The sequence below is a fragment of the Sodalis sp. (in: enterobacteria) genome, from assembly GCF_047607725.1.
Lineage (GTDB): Bacteria > Pseudomonadota > Gammaproteobacteria > Enterobacterales > Enterobacteriaceae > JBLKSS01.
Genome location: NZ_JBLKSS010000046.1, coordinates 1 through 18461 on the forward strand (window position 1 = coordinate 1; position 18461 = coordinate 18461).

The 18461-nt window shown below is 58.7% G+C and carries 14 protein-coding genes, 1 other RNA gene and 5 pseudogenes; 11 read left to right on the forward strand and 9 right to left on the reverse strand.

Features of this window, described 5'->3' with window-relative positions:
- Positions 1–142: 142 nt before the first annotated feature.
- The 5 genes and pseudogenes from flgL to ACMX3H_RS05175 form a co-directional block, all read right to left on the reverse strand.
- A pseudogene (gene flgL / locus ACMX3H_RS05155) lies at positions 143–1091 on the reverse strand (flagellar hook-associated protein FlgL).
- 42 nt (positions 1092–1133) lie between these two features.
- Positions 1134–2765, reverse strand: a complete 1632-nt coding sequence (gene flgK / locus ACMX3H_RS05160) for a flagellar hook-associated protein FlgK (RefSeq protein ID WP_415210052.1) — start codon at positions 2763–2765, stop codon at positions 1134–1136.
- A 122-nt stretch (positions 2766–2887) separates the two neighbouring features.
- A pseudogene (gene flgJ / locus ACMX3H_RS05165) lies at positions 2888–3842 on the reverse strand (flagellar assembly peptidoglycan hydrolase FlgJ).
- A gap of 8 nt (positions 3843–3850) precedes the next feature.
- A pseudogene (locus ACMX3H_RS05170) lies at positions 3851–4981 on the reverse strand (flagellar basal body P-ring protein FlgI).
- A gap of 8 nt (positions 4982–4989) precedes the next feature.
- Positions 4990–5584, reverse strand: a pseudogene (locus ACMX3H_RS05175) (flagellar basal body L-ring protein FlgH).
- Between ACMX3H_RS05175 and ACMX3H_RS05180 the strand changes: the two are divergent.
- The 3 genes from ACMX3H_RS05180 to ACMX3H_RS05190 all read left to right on the forward strand — a co-directional run bounded on the left by ACMX3H_RS05180 (position 5583) and on the right by ACMX3H_RS05190 (position 8139).
- Positions 5583–5879 carry a hypothetical protein gene (locus ACMX3H_RS05180; RefSeq protein ID WP_415210053.1) on the forward strand — a complete coding sequence of 99 codons (297 nt, stop codon included), beginning with the start codon at positions 5583–5585 and terminating at the stop codon, positions 5877–5879. The pseudogene ACMX3H_RS05175 and the gene ACMX3H_RS05180 sit on opposite strands and share 2 nt — an antisense overlap.
- A 702-nt stretch (positions 5880–6581) precedes the next feature.
- Positions 6582–7223: a LysE family transporter gene (locus ACMX3H_RS05185; RefSeq protein WP_415210054.1), complete on the forward strand. Its 642-nt coding sequence runs from the start codon at positions 6582–6584 to the stop codon at positions 7221–7223.
- Positions 7224–7413: 190 nt separating this feature from the next.
- Entirely contained in the window at positions 7414–8139 is a 726-nt protein-coding gene (locus ACMX3H_RS05190) for an oxidative stress defense protein (RefSeq protein ID WP_415210055.1), read from the forward strand.
- Between the two features lie 114 nt (positions 8140–8253).
- Here the strand turns inward: ACMX3H_RS05190 and ACMX3H_RS05195 are convergent, their stop codons facing one another.
- Positions 8254–9147, reverse strand: coding sequence for a LysR family transcriptional regulator ArgP (locus ACMX3H_RS05195; RefSeq protein ID WP_415210056.1), 894 nt, complete (start codon positions 9145–9147; stop codon positions 8254–8256).
- Positions 9148–9331: 184 nt separating this feature from the next.
- Here ACMX3H_RS05195 and rpiA point away from each other — a divergent pair, with 184 nt between their 5' ends.
- Positions 9332–9988, forward strand: coding sequence for a ribose-5-phosphate isomerase RpiA (gene rpiA / locus ACMX3H_RS05200; RefSeq protein WP_415210057.1), 657 nt, complete (start codon positions 9332–9334; stop codon positions 9986–9988).
- Positions 9989–10283: 295 nt separating this feature from the next.
- Positions 10284–11512 (forward strand): annotated as a pseudogene (gene serA, locus ACMX3H_RS05205) (phosphoglycerate dehydrogenase).
- 259 nt (positions 11513–11771) lie between these two features.
- On the opposite strand, the gene ACMX3H_RS05210 reads toward serA, so the two are convergent.
- The 3 genes from ACMX3H_RS05210 to zapA all read right to left on the reverse strand — a co-directional run bounded on the left by ACMX3H_RS05210 (position 11772) and on the right by zapA (position 12986).
- Positions 11772–12401, reverse strand: coding sequence for a 5-formyltetrahydrofolate cyclo-ligase (locus ACMX3H_RS05210; protein WP_415210058.1), 630 nt, complete (start codon positions 12399–12401; stop codon positions 11772–11774).
- A gap of 21 nt (positions 12402–12422) precedes the next feature.
- Positions 12423–12606, reverse strand: a non-coding RNA gene (gene ssrS, locus ACMX3H_RS05215) — 6S RNA.
- A gap of 50 nt (positions 12607–12656) precedes the next feature.
- The gene (zapA, locus tag ACMX3H_RS05220) at positions 12657–12986 is read right to left on the reverse strand and encodes a cell division protein ZapA (protein ID WP_415210059.1); all 330 of its coding nucleotides are present in this window, start codon (positions 12984–12986) and stop codon (positions 12657–12659) included.
- Between the two features lie 177 nt (positions 12987–13163).
- On the opposite strand from zapA, the gene ACMX3H_RS05225 reads away from it, so the two are divergent.
- The 6 genes from ACMX3H_RS05225 to tnpB form a co-directional block, all read left to right on the forward strand.
- A complete protein-coding gene (locus tag ACMX3H_RS05225; protein ID WP_415210060.1) occupies positions 13164–13751 on the forward strand; it encodes a YecA family protein in 588 nt (195 codons plus the stop codon).
- Positions 13752–13826: 75 nt separating this feature from the next.
- Positions 13827–15146, forward strand: coding sequence for a Xaa-Pro aminopeptidase (gene pepP, locus ACMX3H_RS05230; RefSeq protein WP_415210065.1), 1320 nt, complete (start codon positions 13827–13829; stop codon positions 15144–15146).
- Positions 15143–16321 (forward strand): 2-octaprenyl-6-methoxyphenyl hydroxylase, encoded by a 1179-nt coding sequence (gene ubiH / locus ACMX3H_RS05235; RefSeq protein ID WP_415210061.1) that lies wholly within the window; start codon positions 15143–15145, stop codon positions 16319–16321. Before pepP ends, ubiH begins: the two co-directional genes overlap by 4 nt.
- 31 nt (positions 16322–16352) lie before the next feature.
- Positions 16353–17570: an FAD-dependent 2-octaprenylphenol hydroxylase gene (gene ubiI / locus ACMX3H_RS05240; RefSeq protein ID WP_415210062.1), complete on the forward strand. Its 1218-nt coding sequence runs from the start codon at positions 16353–16355 to the stop codon at positions 17568–17570.
- A gap of 311 nt (positions 17571–17881) precedes the next feature.
- Positions 17882–18094: a transposase gene (locus ACMX3H_RS05245; RefSeq protein ID WP_415210063.1), complete on the forward strand. Its 213-nt coding sequence runs from the start codon at positions 17882–17884 to the stop codon at positions 18092–18094.
- 124 nt (positions 18095–18218) lie between these two features.
- The coding region (tnpB, locus tag ACMX3H_RS05250) for an IS66 family insertion sequence element accessory protein TnpB (protein WP_415210064.1) at positions 18219–18461 on the forward strand (243 nt) is incomplete at its 3' end.

Sequence of the window (18461 nt, forward strand, 5' to 3'; positions counted from 1 at the left end):
GTCCAGCGGGAAATTGGGACGACGTCTTGAGGGTTTTGGTGGGGTTTGTTTCATGAATTGCGCCCATTAAAAAAATAATGGACATCATCTTCAATAACTTGATGGGGAATTAACAGACGGCGCTGGGCGTACGCTTACCCGGTTACTGGCTAAACAACGACATCGATTGCATGGCGGTAAACGTGCTGTAGGCGGCCTGCAGCGCGACCTGTTGCTGGCTGTAGTCGAAGATCGCTTGATACCAGTCCACGTCCACCAGCGCGCTGATATTATCGCTGATAAGCGTGCTACGGGCTGGTGCCGAGGCTGTCCAGATTGTCCAGCTCGTTAAGCTTGCTGCCCACCGAACTTTGCACCGCCAGCGAATTGGACAGACCGCGGCTGGCCTTACCGATGGCGGCGGTGTAGTCATCGGTGACGGTGCTGTCGGCATCCTGCTGGGGCGTGGTCAGCGCCTTAAGGACGATATCCAACGTATTGAAAATATTGCTTTCGCTGTCGCAGCCGTCCGGCTCGGTGGTATAGCCGGCCGTGAGGCTCATGAACACCGCCGAGCCGGTATCGCCAACGGTCATGCTGCGGCTGGCGTCGACCTGCTGCGTCATAGCATGGCCGCCGCCGCTGTAACTGACGCTGCCGTCCTCCGCTTCGACAAAGGGCGCACTATTGGTTTTATACCCAGCGAACAGGTAGTTGCCGTTACCGTCCTGGCTATTGGCCAGGTTCAGTAGCTGAGCTTTATACGACTGTAGCTGGGTCGCCAGCGACTGCCGGTCCTGATCGCTCAAGGTACTGTCGCCCGCCTGCACCAGCAGCGTCTGTGTGCTTTGAATGACGTCGGTGACCTGCTCCAGCACCGTGGTTTCCGCCGACAGACTGTTGGTGGCGCTGGTGCGCGCCGCGCTGTATTGGCTATTGAGGGCCTGGCTTTGGCCCAGTTTGATAGCCTGGGACGCGGCGATAGGATCGTCGGAGGGCACATTGACCCGTTTGCCGGTCGCCAACTGCTGCCCGGTATTCTCCCATTTGCTGTAGGACTCGCTGATAGCGTCTAAATTACGCTGGTAAATCATACTGGTGCTCAGGCGCATGGTTATTTCCCCTTACGGCATGAAAAACGGGCAGCGATGGCGTTAGCCAAGCGTCGATAATAAAGCGTCGAAAATGGTACCGGTGGTGGTCATGACCTTGGAATTGGCCTGGTAGTACTGCTGATAGCGCTGCAGATCCACATACTCCTCATCCAAATTGACGCCGGAAATCGACTGCTGCTTTTCGGTCAGCTGGCTTACCATACTGGCCTGCGTTTCGGAGGTGATCTTGGCATTGCTGGTCTGGGTGCCGACTTTACTGACCAGCGACGCATAGGCGGTCGACAGGGTGGCGCTTCCGCCTACCAGTTTGGTGTTTTGCAATGCCAGCAGCGCTTCGGCATTGCGATTATCGCCGTCGCCGCTCTCGTCGTCCGCCTGACCCGCGGCGATAAGGGCGGGATCGGTGATAGCGACGCTCAGGCCCTGAATAACGTTAGACACCGTTTTTAATTGATAACTGTCGTTGACACTCGGAGTGCCGCTCACAGAAAGGCTCAAGCCCTCGAAGCTCAGAACGGTGGCGTCGGTCGCGGAGGTATAGGCCACGTTGGCGCCGTCGCTATTGCGGGTAATTTGCCAGCCGTCCGCGGTATATTTGGCCGTGTAGCCGCTGGCTTTGACCGCCGTACTGTCGGTAAACACCACGCTCAGCACCGCGCTGCCGCTATTGCGGGTGTTGTTCACCACCGTTGGACTGCCGAGGGTGAAGAAATCGCCGCCGGCATCGCCATTCAGATCTACCCCGGCCTGATGCTGCTGGTTGAAGCTGTCGGCGAACGCCAGCGCGATTTGCCCCAGTTGATTGCGGGCATCGGCCAACGCGCCATCGCGAAAGCTCAGCATACCGCCCAGGCTACCGCCCGTGAGCATCGCAGGGTCGATCTGGCTCAGGGTGCCATTGCCGCGATCGTAGGCCAGCGCCATTTGCGACGCATCGGCCGAGGATGGCACCACCTCTAATGAATAGGCGCTGCTGCCCTGCACCAGGGTCAGGCCGCTACCGATAGTCAGGCTGAGGGTGCTGTCGTCTTGCACCGTCACATTGACGCCGACCAGTTGATTGAGCGAGTTGACCAGTTGGTCGCGCTGATCCAGCAGCGCATTGGACTCTGAACCGGTGCCCTGACGGGCTATCTGGGCATTAAGATTGGCAATCTGTTTCGCGTAGGTGCTGATTTGGTCGGCGGTGGCGGACAGCTGGCTGTCGATCGCGCTATCCATATCGCGTAGGGCATTGTCCAGGCTGCTGAACTGGCTAACCAGATTCTGGCCGCTGCCGATCACCGTCTGACGCGCCGCGCTATCACTGGTGGCCGAGGACAATGCCTGCAGGGAGGCGAAAAAGGTGCTTATCTGGGTGGATAAGTCCGTATCCGAATCTGACAGCAGGTTATCAATCTGGCTGATGTTATCCGAATAAGTGCTGGCCATTGCGGCGGAGGTGGACGCAGCGCGCAGTTGCCCCACCACCAGCGAGTCATAGGCGCGGCTGATGCCGGTGACGGTGACGCCGTTTCCCAGCGCCCCGCTTTGCTGAGCCTCGCTCAGCGTCACCCGCTGCAAATTATAGCCGTCGACATAGGCGTTACTAATATTGTTTGAGGTCGTGGCCAACGCTATCTGTGCGGCTTTTAATCCGGAGGAAGCGATATTGTATAATGGGCTGGACATGTCATTTCCTTTATTCCGGGTATCTGAATAAAAAACCGGCGAATCATTACGGCAATTAAAAAAATAACGGCGCTAAGGGGCAAAACTTTAGAGCGCGTAAAAAAAAAATTCGCAGGGCGTTATTAAAAGAGCGAGTTTAAATCATGGGTATAGGCTTTTACCGACCGGTGGATGGTATCTTTCAATTGGCCGATAATCTGTACCAGTTTTTCCCCGTAGCCGGGGTCGGTGGCGTAGCCGGCGCGCTGTAGCGCATAGGCCCCCTCTTCGGGGTGTTTGGCGTTCACTACCTCGCGATAGCGGGGATTGGTGGTGAGCAACTGAATATAATCTTCAATAGCCGCCAAATAAGAATCGTACACTTTAAAAACGTTGGGGAACTTTCACCGCCTGGCCGTTTTCATATTCCGTGGTCATCACGGTGGTCGACGCACCCTGTCAATCGTTGGTGGCTTTAATCCCGAACAGGTTATGGCTGGGTTTTCCGTCGGCGGTGGGGATTTCACGCTTACCCCAGCCGGATTCCAGCGCCGCCTGCGCCAAAATCAAATGATGGGATATGCCGCGGCGAGCGCCGGCGATCATCGCCGGAATAGCGAGCCGGTCGGTGAAGCTGCCGCCGCCGGGGGATGCCGTTGCCGCGGGCGCCGCCTCCTGCCGCGCCGTACCGCGCCGCAGCATTTCCCCCAGCAGCGCGGGGGGCATATAGGCGCCAGCGCCGGGGGCCAGGGCGGGCAGTCCGCACTGAGCGGTAGGCGTGCCGTCCGGTGTAGCCGCACCGCCCTGGGCGGGGCTCAGTTGCTTCACCATCATATCCGCCAGCCCCAGCCCTTTGGCGGAGAGCTGCTGGGCTATCTGCTGATCGTACAGGCTGGTGTAGCGCTGCGTTTGGTGGTTATCCAGCAGCCCCTCTTGGGGCAGCGCATCGCGCATGCTTTTCAGCATCATCTGTACGAACAGGCCCTCGACCTGTTTCGCCACCGCTTTCAGGGCCTGCGGCGATTGCGCCGCCGCCTGCTGATGCAGTTTATTCAGCGCATTGGCGTCATAGGCGGGGGACAGATCCATGCTCTCCATCAGCGGCATCAGATGATCTCCAGTTCGGCCTGCAGGCAGCCCGTGCTTTTCATCGCCTGTAAAATCGACATCAGGTCGTTCGGCGTCGCGCCCAGGGCGTTCATTGCGCGGATAACATTGTTGAGGCTGGCGCGGGATTCGACTTTTTGCAGCGATCCGCCGTTTTGCCGCACGGAAATCTGGGTCTGCGGTGTGACAACAGTATTGCCGTTGGTAAAGGGCGTATCTGGCTGGCTTACGTTCAGTTGGCTGTCCACCACCACGGACAGGTTACCCTGTGCCACCGCGCAATTATCCAGGCTGACATTCCTGTTCATGACCACTGACCCGGTGAGTGAATTGATGATCACCTTGGCATCCATCTGGCCGACGGCGATATCGATATCCTGGATTTGCGCCAGAAAGCGGACCTGCGCGCTATTGTCGGCGGGCAAACTGACTTCGACAGTGCGGGCATCCAGCGCCCGGGCGACGCCTATGCCGTTAAAGCGATTGATCGCGTCGCTGATGCGCTGGGACAAACTGAAGTTTTCCGCCTTAAGCTGCAGCGATAATAGCGGAGTGGGGCCGAAGGTGCTGGGTAATTCCCGTTCAATCACCGCGCCATTATTAATCCGTCCCCCCGACAGTTGGTTAATCTGCACCCGGCTGCTGCCGGCGCGGGCGCCCGCGCCGCCCACCAGCAGGTTGCCCTGCGCCAGCGCATAAACCTGACCGTCCGCGCCTTTAAGCGGCGTCATCAACAGCGTGCCGCCGCGCAGGCTTTTGGCCGAGCCCATCGACGACGACACCACGTCGATCGTCTGGCCGGCGCGGGCAAATGCCGGATAACTCCCGGTCACCATCACCGCCGCGACGTTTTTCAATTGCATGTTGGTACCGCTCGGCACGGTGATTCCCAACTGCGATAACATATTCTTTAGACTTTGGGTGGTAAACGGCGTTTAGGTGGTCTGATCGCCGGTGCCGTCCAGGCCCACGACCAGGCCATAGCCGATAAGCGGGTTGTCCCGCACGCCCTGTATATCCACCAAATCCCGCAGGCGTTCGGCGGCAGCGGGCGCGCCAAGCAGCAAGAGAAGCAGCGCGGCGGCGGCAAACAGTCCACTGCTGCGGGCGGCGGTCTGGTTCCTGGTCATGATGGCCTCTAATAAGAGAGTACATTCAGGAAAAAGCGCTGCAGCCAGCCCATTTCCTGCGCTTCGTTGATATAACCTTTGCCCACATATTCGATGCGGGCGTCCGCCACCTGCGTGGACACCACCGCGTTATCACCATTGATGGTGCGTGGGTTGACGACGCCTGAGAAACGAATGTATTCGGTGCCCTGGTTGATAGCGATCTGCTTTTCGCCCACCACTTTCAGGTTGCCGTTGGCCAGGACTTCCGCCACCGTCACGGTCATGGTGCCGGTAAAGGTATTTTTCGCCGAGGCGCCGCCCTTGCCGTCAAAATCGTTGCTGCCTTTGGCATCCAGGTCTGCTTTCTGGTTGCCAATCAGCCCGTTAAGCATTTTCGGCACCGTGGCGAACTCCAGCGTATTGCTTCCCTCGCGCGCGGCGTTGGCCGAAGAGCTTTTGCTGGCGCTGACGTTCTCCTGCAGGGTGATCGTCAGAATATCGCCCACGTTGCGCGGGAGCCGGCTGAGCGGAGGTCAGTCCCTCCACCAAATCTTTATGGGGCAGGTAAGCACCGCCCGCCAGGCACAGGGCGCTCGCGTTGGCCGGCGGCCGAACGCAGATGTTAAATTCATTGCCATCACCGATGGGGTGTCCCGATCCGAACGTTTATCACCGGACCGGCGAGGGCTGTAATAGTGGCGGTGATAGCCACAGCGACAGCCATCGCGATAGCGGCAACGAGGTTAAACGCCAGAAACCGGAAGCTCGAAGCCCCGAGCTAAAAACAAGCATTCTTGAGATAGGCATCCAATACCCGGTCTGGCGCGGGGAAGACCGCAGCCAGGCGCCAAAAGAAAGTAAGCGCCCCGTGGAGGACGTCTTGAATTATTGGTGGGTTTGTTGCATGGCCCGGTAAGAATATGTTCCTCTACGATGCCTAGTGAACCCGCATCCTATAAGGGACGGCTGTCAGATCATGGATAATCCGGCGATGATAGTGTCCACTTAAATTTTAATGGACACTATCACAAACTTCAGAACCACTAAGTTCATATCACTCAAACCGGGATGGAAATAAAAGTTATTAAAATCAATACAATGAGCATAAGCGTGCAACGTAGGTTTACTGTCTCATACAACAAACCCACCAATAATTCAAGACGTCTTCCACGGGGCGCTTACCGCGCGGTTACGGCAAAATAACGGGCCAGGGCGGCGCGCCGCCGCCGGACAACCGCTTCACGCCCGGCGACCGACAGCGCTTCGTCCGGCCCGTGCTAGTGCGTTGTGCGTTGTGCGTTGTGCGTTGTGCGTGGCATTGTGCCAAAACCGCTTTCCCCTGCCGCCGTCAGCGCGCTTATGCGCAGTGGCGTAGCGAAGGCGCTTTGCCTTGGCTCCCACCAGCGCCTTTCTGCGCCCCGGTGCGTCAAACTCTCATGACCCCGGCCACCGGCAGCCTGCTCTTTGCCCCGAGGCCCTTGGGCTCGTTTCTACAGGCGCGCCGTGCAGGCGCGGTCGCTCATTAACGCCGCTTATCGGGGATAAGATCATTCCATTTCAACCGTCGCCGGACGGCCGTTAAACTGCCCGCCACAATCGGCAATCGACGGGACGGCATATGTGGCGTTTTTTCTTACAAGGATTTTTTCTCGGCATGGCCCTGATTGTGCCCATCGGGCCGCAAAACGTGATGGTGATGAATCAGGGGATACGCCGGCAGTATTTTTTGCTGGCAGCCACGCTGTGCTTTATAAGCGATCTCTTACTTATCTGCGCGGGGGTGTTCGGCGGCGCGGCGCTCGTCACCCGTTCGCCGTGGCTATTGCTGGCTATCACGTTGGCCGGCGTTTTGTTCCTCGGCGGCTATGGCTTTTGCGCCTTGCGCAACGGCTGGCGCGGCGCGGTGGCGCAGGGCGATACCCGGGCGACCGCCGGCGGCAGCCGTCGTAGGGTGCTGTTGACCATTCTGGCGGTCACCTGGCTCAATCCCCATGTCTATCTGGATACGGTGGTGATCCTCGGCAGCGTCGCCGGCCAATTGGCCCCGGCAAATCGCGGCTGGTTTGCCGGCGGCACCATCAGCGCCTCCCTGGTCTGGTTTTACGGCCTGGCGCTTATTGCCGTACGGCTGGCGCCCTGGTTGATACAACCGCGCGTGCAGCGCGCTATTCAGTGGCTCGTGGGTATCGTGATGTGGTGCGTGGCGTTGCAGCTGCTTCATCAGGGCTGGCGTATGTTCAGAGCGTTGGCCGCTTTTTAGGCAATCAATGCCGCACCCACCTTATTCAGACTTATCCTATATTTTCGGCCCCAGACGACGGGATACGCTGGCAAACCGGTATAAACGTAACGGTAAAAAACTGCAAATAACATTGTCCCCCGGGGGAAAAGGGGGATGATATACTCAGTTACGTATCTTAATTAGCGAATCATATTCCCCGGGAGAAACCGTGAAGGTAAAAGCACTGGTATTAACCGCTATCGTAGGGCTGGGAGCCTCTATCATGCCGGCATTGGCGGCCGAGTTGCCGCAGGGGCCGCATGTCGTCACCTCGGGGACCTCTTCCGTCGATGTGACGCCGGATATTGCCACGCTATCTATCGAGGTGTCCATTTCCTCCAAAGACGCGGCGGATGCGAAAAAACAGGCGGATACCCGCGTTGCGCAATATTTCGACTTTTTGAAAAAGAACGGCATCGCCAGCAAAGACATCAATGCCGCCAATTTGCGTACCCAGCCGGAATATGACTATCTTAAAACCGGTGAATCGGTGCTGAAAGGCTATAAAGCGGTACGGCAAGTGCAGGTCACCCTGCATCAGCTGGATAAACTCAATGAACTGCTGGACAGTGCGCTAAAAGCCGGCTTGAATGAAATCCGCTCGGTGGATCTGGGCGTGGCGAATCCAGAGCAATATCGTGCCCAAGCCCGGCAGAAGGCGATAGATGATGCCACCTCCCAGGCGCGGGCGCTGGCGGAAGGCTTCCACGCCACGCTGGGTCCGGTTTACAGCATTCGCTACCATGTCGCCAATTACCAGCCGATGCCGGCGGTACGCATGTTCAAAGCCACTAGCGCTTCTGCCCAGGCCGATGCCGATCAAACCTACGCCCAGCAGTCGATTCATTTCGACGATCAGGTGGATGTGGTGTTTGAAATGAAGCCGCAGCCTTAACCTTTTTGCCGCGCGGCGGGACGGCGTTTACCGCGCGGTTCGGTAAGCGCTAAACGGGCGGTGCGGCGTTTCCCGTATGGGTCCGGCAAGCGCCAGGCGCGGCGCGGCCCGTTATCAATCCTGGCGCAGCACCTGATGACCGTGATCTAGCAAGGCGTCGGTCACTTTACGCATCATACGGCTTTCCGGCGCAAAACGGTGCCAGTACAGCATGCGGCGCTGGTACAACCCTGGCGTCAGATCGATAAGCTCCCGCTGCTCCAGTTCGCGCTCGATTTGCAAATGGGGAATCATGCAGCAGGTGGTGCCTTGACGCGCCAGTTGGACAAAGGCCTCCGAGGAATTAAAGATATGGCACGGCACGCTGCCGGGTGAGAGATCGAAATTTTGCTGCAGGAAAGTCTGGTGCATATCGTCGAGATGATCGAACGCCACCGCGGGTGCCTTGAGCAGGGCGCTGCGGGTCACGCCGTTGGGAAAGTAACGGGCGGCGAACGACGGCGACGCGACGAACAGATAATCAAGCGCCCCCAGGCGGTCCACCAGACAGCTCGGCAGCGGCTGAGGCTGGATACTGACCGCACCCACCACTTCGCCACGGCGCAGCCGCTTCTGGGTGCGGGTTTCGTCTTCCACCTGCATATTCAACCGGATGGGGGAATCGCTCAGCACCGGCTTAAGCGCCGGCAGCAGCCAAGTCGCGAGACTGTCGGCGTTGACCGCCAGCGACAGCAGCAGCGGGGTATCGCTGCCGGTATCGTTGCCCAGCCACTCTTCTTCCAGCAACTCCACCTGATGCAGCAACGCCAATAATTTCTGCCCTTGCTCGGTGGGACGGGGCGGGATGGTCCGCACCAGCAGCGGCTGGCCAAACAGGTTTTCTAACTGTTTTATACGCTGCGACACGGCCGACTGGGTAATACACAGTTTTTGCGCGGCGCGTTCAAAACCGCGCTCTCGTATTACGGCGTCAAGCGTCTGGAGCGTCCGATAATCCGGGCGTTTCATTCATCTTCTCCTGTCAGCATCATATCCCTGCACTATGCCATAGTTTTACACTATTGCGTGTGCAAAGTCTCGACCCTGCCGCACGGCCGTTCTTGGCCGAGGTTGTGGCAATATTCACGCCATTACCGCCAAGTTTGATTTATACTGGCCGCCACACAGGGTTGCACACGGGCAGAAATAGACCATGACGCAGGATGAACTGAAAAAAGCGGTGGGCTGGGCCGCGCTGAAATATGTCCGGCCCGGCACGATTGTAGGCGTGGGGACCGGCTCTACCGCGGCGCATTTTATTGACGCGCTGGGGTCCGTCAGTCATCAAATCGAGGGGGCGGTTTCCAGCTCCGAGGCGTCGTCCGCCAAATTAAAGAGCCTGGGTATTCCGCTATTCGACCTTAACGATGTCGACTCTCTGGACATCTATGTCGATGGCGCCGATGAGATTAACGGCAGCATGCAGATGATCAAAGGCGGCGCCGCCGCGCTGACCCGCGAAAAAATCATCGCCGCCGTCGCACGCAAGTTCATTTGTATCGCCGATGCCAGTAAGCTGGTGGACGTGCTCGGCACGTTTCCGCTTCCGGTCGAGGTGATCCCTATGGCCCGCGCTTGGGTCGCCCGCGAACTGGTGCGCCTGGGTGGTCAGCCGGTTTATCGCCAGGGCGTGGTGACCGATAACGGCAATATCATTCTGGATGTGCATAATCTGGCGATCCTGGATGCGGTGGTGCTTGAAGAGCAAATCAGTAACATCCCAGGGGTCGTCACCGTCGGCCTGTTTGCGCGCCGCGGCGCTGACGTGGCGCTTATCGGCAGCGAACAGAGCGTCAAAATCATCGGGTAAACCGAGGGTCGGCGCGCGGTCTACCTGGTCGCCGCCGATGTTAATAAAAAAACCGATAATATGTTTTATTTTTCCACCCTGAATTTAGTGATTAATTTCACATTTTTCACGCATGCCTGCCGGAAATCTTCGTTTAATCTCCCCTGCTAGACGATTTATCCATAACCCGCCCTTATGGCTGTGTCTTATGCTGCACCTCCTGCGCCTAAGTCGATTGCCGCACCGGTAAATTTTGTTATTTTGTCGGAGTGCAACGTGTCGCAGCCGCATCGTGAGCATCTTAAAGGGTCGGGAAATGGCAAAAGTATCGCTGGAAAAAGATAAGATTAAGTTTCTGTTGGTGGAAGGGGTACACCCTTCGGTGCTGGAAAATCTGCAACGCGCCGGTTACACCAATATTGAGTATCACAAAGGCGCATTGGACACCGAAACGCTGAAACACGCGATCCGCGACGCTCACTTTGTCGGCATTCGTTCCCGCACCCATCTGACGGAAGAGGTTTTCGCCGTGGCGGAGAAACTGGTGGCGGTGGGGTGTTTTTGTATCGACACCAATCAAGTGGATCTGCCGGCCGCGATGAAGCGTGGCGTCCCGGTCTTCAATGCGCCTTTCTCCAACACGCGTTCCGTGGCCGAAATGGTATTGGGGGAGATGCTGCTCATGATGCGCGGCATCCCGGAGGCTAACGCCCGGGCACACCGCGGTCAATGGAACAAACAGGCGCAGGGTAGCTACGAAGCGCGCGGTAAAAAACTGGGGATTGTCGACTATGGCCATATCGGTACCCAACTAAGCATTCTTGCGGAAAGCCTGGGCATGCAGGTCTTCTTCTATGATATCGAGAGCAAGCTGACGCTGGGTAATGCCCAGCAGGTCGCTACCCTGGCCAAACTGCTGGGGATGAGCGACGTGGTGAGTCTGCATGTGCTACGCTATCGACGCGCAACATGATGGGGAAAACCGAGCTCGCGCAAATGAAGGCCGGCGCGCTGTTGATTAACGCATCTCGCGGTACGGTCGTGGATATTCCGGCGCTGTGCGAGACGCTGGCCAGCAAGCATCTGGCCGGTGCGGCGATCGACGTTTTCCCGCAGGAGCCGGCGACCAATAGCGATCCGTTCACGTCGCCGCTGTGTGAATTCGACAATGTGATCCTGACGCCGCATATCGGCGGGTCAACTCAAGAAGCCCAGGAGAATATCGGCATAGAAGTGGCCGGCAAACTGGTGAAGTATTCCGATAACGGTTCCACCTTGTCGGCGGTCAATTTCCCCGAGGTGTCGCTGCCGGAGCACGGCGAGCGCGTGAGCCGTTTGCTACATATCCATGAAAACCGGCCCGGCGTGTTGACTCGAATCAACCAGATTTTCGCCTAGCAGGGGATCAACATCGCCGCGCAATATCTGCAGACGACACCGGAAATCGGTTATGTGGTCATCGATGTGGAAACGGCGGCGGAAGATACCGCGCTGCAACTGATGAAAGCGATACCGGGCACCATATGTGCCCGCTTGCTCTACTGATGGCTTAAAAGAATGCGCGGTGCGCGATGGCTATCACCGCAGCGGGCGAGAGTAAGGTAAGCCCGTCGCATGCAATGGCGGCCATCGTCGCGGACGGGTGTAGGGTCAGCCCAGCCCATGCAGTGGCGGTCACCGCCGCGGGCGGCAGTAATGTAAGTCCGGCGCATGCCTCTGTGGTCTCTTTGCCTGCACCCTTATGGCGGGCGTTGTGCAGGCCTTAGCGCCATCCCGGTCTGGGAAACGAAGGGCAAAAACGGCGTCAGCCGTTTTTTTTCGCCCCGGCGTCATGCCAGCGCCAGTGGCGGGAGGGGGTAATAATTTCCGGAAGCCCAATATCCCACTCTTCCACCGGCAGCGGATCCGCGACCTGCTGACAATCGTGCGCCAGCCCGATAGGGTAAAAGCCCGCCTGTGGCCGCCAGTGCTGCAGCGTGCGGTCATAAAAGCCGCCGCCCATACCGAGGCGCTGCCCCTGCGCGTCGAATGCCATCAGCGGCGTGAACAGAACATCCAGGCCGGCCAGCGGCAATAGCGTGGTGATATCCAGCCGGGGCTCGCGGATGCGCAACCGGTTCAACACCAGCGGCGTGGCGGCGGTATAGTGCATGAACAGCAAGTGACCAGGGGTGAAGGGATGCAGCACCGGCAAAGAAACCTGCTTGCCTGCGGCCCATAAGGCATCGATCAGCGGACGGGTATCTAGCTCGCCATCGAACGAAAGGAAAACGGCCAGGGTGCGGGCGCTACGGATACGCGCGTCGTTCATGACGCGGCTGACAACGCGCAGGGCGGCGTCCGTTTGTTCCTGGGGCGACAGCTCGCGGCGCCGCAGGCGGATATGATTGCGCAGCGACTGCCGCCGCCGTGATTTTTCCATTGACGAGGTCATAGGGAAACGGTGCTTAACTAGGGGATCTCCGAGATGCCGCCGCAGGCTGTAACCCTTGAACCCTTGGTTCAAGGTGAACGCAGCGTCGAGACCTTAAGGCTTCTCGGACGAGCCGAGCATGCGCACCGCTCAGGAATCGCCACATTCTTGTAGTATGAAATATCGGCTCAAGGGATTGACCCGCTGGCGAACACCTCAGAGTAATTTGGTTTTCAGCCCGCGGGTATCGGTATCGGCCCCGCGGTGCGTAAGTCGTTATTCGAACTGGTTTCCCGGTCGTTCCGTTATGCGGTCCTGTTCAACCAGCGCCTGCTCAATCGTTTGCTGCAGTAAACGAATGCGCTGTTCCATGTTGGCTGCATAATCCCGGGTTTTCAACCTTTCCTGCGCCAATTCGTGACAGACGTTCAGGGCGGCGATGAAAACAAGTTGTTCCGTATTGGTGACTCTAGTTCGAACTTTCAGATCTTGCAACCGCTGATTAAGATCTTCCGCCGCCTGGTTCAACGCTTCCTGTTGTTCCGGGGGGCAATTGACCCGTAATGTACGGCCAAAAATTTGAATATCCACCGGTTGTGCGGACATACCACCTTCCTGCCTTTGTTACCGCGCCAACCCCCGCCACTGCCACGTAATACCGGCGAGGCACGAAGGTGCAACTATAATCTATCTAAAACAGAAGTTACAAGCCCTTTCTGGTATAGCGACGGACCTTGGTGGTAGTATAACACGAACTTATCCCGCCAACATTGATGAAAGCGCATGTCTAGACAAAATACATTCCCCGATTACGAGAACTTAAACCGGCTTTTGGCAGCGCAGGCGGTGGCATTAACCGCCGCGGAGATGCATGGGCTGCTGAGCGGGATAGTGTGTGGCGGTAACAATAACGACAGTTGGCAGGTGTTAGTGCATGAATTGACCAACGACGGGTTAGCGTTCAGCCAAACGCTCGCCGGGCCGCTGCGCGACCTGCACCAGGCCACCGCCGGCGCGCTGGCGGATGCGTCATTCCAATTTCAGCTATTGTTGCCGGCGGACGACGACGAGGGGAATGCGCTATTCGCGCGAGTGGATGCCCTGGCCGGCTGGGTAAACCATTTTCTGCTCGGTCTGGGGGTGGTTCAGCCGCAGTTGGACAAGGTGCGGGGCGACGTGCGTGAGGCGATAGACGATTTGCGTAACATTGGTCAGTTGGGGTATGACGAGGACGAAGATCGCGAGGAGTTGGCGCAATCGTTGGAGGAAGTGATTGAGTATGTCCGCATGGCCGCCATCCTTTGCCATAATTATTTTACCCGTCCGGATGACGACGCGGCGCCCACGCCGGCCGGTCCGGTATTACATTAACATTAACGCCGGCCTTGCGTCGGCGTGTTGGCCACGGCAGAGGAGCCGAGCATGTTAACCAGGCTGGAGGGAGCGATGTCACCACAAGAATATATCCGCCGTCGTCAAGCATTGCTGGCGAAAATGGCGCCGGGAAGCGCCGCGCTGATCTTTGCCGCCCCCGAGGCGACGCGCAGTGCCGATAGCGAGTATCCCTATCGTCAAAACAGTGATTTCTGGTATTTCACCGGCTTTAACGAGCCGCAGGCGCTGTTGATTCTGGTCAAGAGCGACCAAAGCCATCACCACAGCGTATTATTTAATCGGGTACGCGATAAAACCGCCGAAATCTGGACCGGCCGACGCCTGGGTCAGGAGGCGGCGCCGGAGCGCCTAGGGGTTTCCCGAGCGCTCCCCTGGGACGATATCGGCAGCCAATTGCATCTTCTGCTCAACGGCCTGGACGTGATTTATCATGCGCAGGGTGAATACGACTTTGCCGACAAATTGCTGTTCAGCGCGCTGGAAAAATTGCGCCGCGGCGCGCGTCAGCAATTACAGGCGCCGGCCACGCTGGTGGATTGGCGGCCCTGGGTACACGACATGCGGTTGATAAAATCCGAAGAAGAGCTGGCGGTGATGCACCGCGCCTGCGAAATCACCGCCTTGGCGCATACCCGCGCCATGCAGCAATGCCGGCCCGGCATGTACGAGTATCAGCTGGAAGGCGAGATTCAGCATGAATTCAACCGCCACGACGCGCGCTTCCCGTCTTACAACACCATCGTCGGCAGTGGTGAAAACGGCTGTATTTTGCACTACACCAAAAACGCATCCAAGATGAAAAGCGGCGATCTGGTGTTGATCGACGCCGGCTGTGAATATCAGGGCTACGCCGGGGATATCACCCGCACCTTTCCGGTCAATGGCCGCTTCTCGCCGGAACAGCGCGCGATTTATGACCTGGTCCTGGCGATGCTTAACCGCGCCCTTGAGCTCTACGGCCCGGGGCGCAGTATTCAAGAGGTGAGTGAAGAGGCGGTGCGCATTATGGTCACCGGTCTGGTGCAGCTTGGAGTCATGAAGGGGGAGGTAGAGGCGCTCATCGCCGAACAGGCGCACCGGCAATTCTTCATGCATGGCCTGAGCCACTGGCTGGGGCTTGATGTGCACGACGTCGGAAATTATGGATCATCTGAGCGTAGCCGGGCGCTGGAGCCATGCATGGTGCTGACCATCGAACCGGGTATCTATATTGCCAACGACACCGATGTGCCCCCCGCCTACCGCGGTATCGGCATTCGCATTGAGGACAACATTGTGATTACCGCCACGGGTAATGAAAACCTCACCGCCTCGGTCGTCAAAGAAGCCGAGGTGATTGAAGCCCTTATGGCAGCGGCGCGCAAAGGATGAGCGTCACCATTATCGGCGGCGGCATGGCCGGCGCGACGCTGGCGCTGGCGCTTTCGCATCTGAGCCGTGGTACCCTGCAAATCGACCTGGTGGAGGCGCGGACGCCGGAAAGCCGCGATCATCCCGGCTTCGACGCCCGCGCTATCGCGCTGGCGCAGGGGACCTGCCGCGAGCTGACCGCCATCGGCGTCTGGCCGGCGCTGGCACCTTGCGCCACCGCTATTACCCGGGTGGAGGTGAGCGACAAAGGGCACCTGGGTAAAGTTCAAATTGCGGCCGGCGACTATCAGTTGCCGGCGCTGGGCTATGTCGTGGAGCTGCACGCGGCCGGCAAACGGCTATTTGACCTGCTGCGCCAGGCACCCGGCGTGCGGCTGCATTGTCCGGCAACGCTTGAAGGCATCAGGCGCGAGCAAGCGGGTAACGTCATTACCCTGGATAACGGCGTGGAACTCAACGCGCAACTGGCGGCGGCGGCGGACGGCTCGCGCTCGCCGCTGGCGGCGCAATGCGGCATCCGCTGGCGGCAGCGGGATTATCAGCAAATTGCGGTTATCGCCAACATCAGCACCGTCGTGCCGCACGGTGGTGATGCGTTCGAGCGGTTTACCCCACAGGGCCCGCTGGCGTTGCTGCCCATGTCCGGCGCGCGCAGTTCGCTGGTCTGGTGCCTGCCGGCTGCGTATGAGCATGACATTGCCAACTGGGACGAAGGGCGGTTTTGCCAGGCGTTGCAGCAGGCGTTTGGCTGGCGGCTCGGCCGTATTACCGCCACCGGCGAGCGCCAGTGTTACCCGCTGCGGCTGCGCACGGCCGAGCGGCATATTGCCCACCGCCTGGCGCTGGTGGGTAATGCCGCACAAACGCTGCATCCCATTGCCGGCCAGGGGTTCAACCTGGGGCTGCGTGATGTGATGACGCTGGCGGAAACCCTGGCGCAGGCTGTGGTGCAGGGGGAAGATATCGGCGATTACGCCGTGCTGTCGCGCTACCAGCGTCGTCGGCAGCCTGACCAGGCCGGTACCGTTGGCATCACCGACGGGCTGATTCATCTGTTCGCCAACCGTCACCTGCCGTTAGTGGTGGGCCGAAATCTTGGGCTGCTGGCCATGGCCCATATTCCGTCGCTGCGCGATGCGCTGGCGCGTAAAACGCTGGGCTGGGTGGCCCGTTGACCCCGACCCGTAAGCAAGGATCCATTAAGCTATGCAAGCATTTGATATCGTGATTAGCGGCGGCGGCCTGGTCGGCCTGGCGCTGGCCTGCGGCCTGCAGGGGACTGGACTGCGCGGGGCGGTCATCGAGCGCCAGGGGCCGGAGGCGATTCCCCCTGCCGAGCAGCCTGCGCTGCGGGTTTCCGCCATCAATGCCGCCAGCCGGCGTTTGCTGCAGCATGTGCAGGTCTGGGAGGCCATCACCGCGCAGCGCGCCAATCCTTATCGGGGCATTGAAGTCTGGGAGCGGGACAGTTTCGGGCGTATCGCCTTCGACGGTGCCGGACTGGGGTATCCCGAGCTGGGGCATATCATTGAAAATCCGCTCATTCAGCAGGCATTATGGCGCCGCGCGGAGCAACTGGCCGAGGTGACGCTGATAGCGCCCGCCACGCTGCGCCAGGTGGCCTGGGGTGAAAATGAAGCGTTTATCACCCTTGACGACGACCGGATGCTGACCGCCCGACTGGTCGTGGCGGCGGACGGCGCGCGCTCTTGGCTGCGGACCCATGCCGATATCCCGCTGACTTTTTGGGACTACCAGCATCATGCGCTGGTGGCGACCATGCGCACCGCCCGGCCCCATGGCAATATCGCCCGCCAGACGTTTCACGGTGACGGCATCCTGGCGTTTTTGCCGCTAAGCAACCCGCATTTAAGCTCTATCGTCTGGTCGCTGCCGCCGTCGGTGGCGCAAGAGCGCCTGACGGCGCCCGCCGAGGCGTTCAACGCCGCGCTGGCCATGAACTTCAGTCTGGCGCTGGGGTTATGCGAGCTGCAGGGCGAACGGCAAACCTTCCCGCTCACCGGCCGTTATGCACGCAATTTCGCCGCCCACCGCCTGGTGCTGGTAGGGGATGCCGCGCATACCGTCCATCCGCTGGCGGGGCAAGGCGTCAACCTGGGGTTCATGGATGTCGCGGAACTGTTGGGAGAAGTGCGGCGCCTGCGAAAAGCCGGCAAGGATATCGGCCATTACCCCTACCTGCGGCGCTACGAGCGCAGCCGCAAACACAGCGCCGCGCTGATGCTGGCGGGCATGCAGGGATTTCGCGAGCTTTTCGCCGGCCAGCAGCCGCTAAAGAGGTGGGTCCGCGACGCCGGTTTGCGGCTGGCGGATACGCTACCCGGCGTTAAGCCGCGCTTCATCAAACAGGCGATGGGATTGAACGATTTACCTGCCTGGCTGGCGACTGAGTCCTTCGACTGAATTATTCTAATTTTACCATTCCTTTTGGATTACATTTTCTAATTCGATGCCTAAACCCCGCCGGGATTAAAAAAGCAGTGGCGGGGTTTTTTGTGATTAAACTGCAGGTTCCGACGTATCCGATCATCTGTTCCGGCGACATCCGATCAGTTATTCCGATATTTTCCGATCACCCATTCCAGTGATATTCGATCACGTGTTCGCTCATCTTCTGACTCGGTTTTAGTGTAAGCGTACGTCCAGCGCCGTCTGTTAATTTCCCATCAAATTATTGAAGATGATGTCCATTATTTTTTTAATGGGCGCAATTCATGAAACAAACCCCACCAAAACCCTCAAGACGTCGTCCCAATTTCCCGCTGGACTTTAAAATTAAGCTGGTTGAACAGGCGCTCCAGCCCGGTGTATCCATTGCCAAGCTGGCACGGGATAACGGTATCAATGACAATTTGCTGTTCAACTGGCACCAGCTCTACCGTCAGGGCAAGTTCGGTGTCCAACCTAAAATCCCCACTACACAGTAGGCTGAGCTACTGGCGGTTACACTCAACGCCGAACCATCACCCTTACGTTCTCCTTTACCCTCTGCCGAACCCATTACTTGCGACATTGAGTTCACCGGTGCCCGGTTACGGCTGGCCCGCAATCATGATGGGCTTACCGGCGGGCACCCGTATCTGGCTCGTCGCCGGCCACACCGATATGCGAACCGGCTTCCAGGGCCTCGCCGCCAAAGTCGTGTCCGCCCTCGAGGAAAATCCGTTATCCGGCCATGTCTTCGTCTTCCGGGGAAAACGCGGCAACCTGATAAAGGTCCTGTGGTCAACCGATGACGGCCTGTGCCTGTTGGCAAAACGCCTTGAGCGCGGCCGTTTTGTCTGGCCGCTGGCC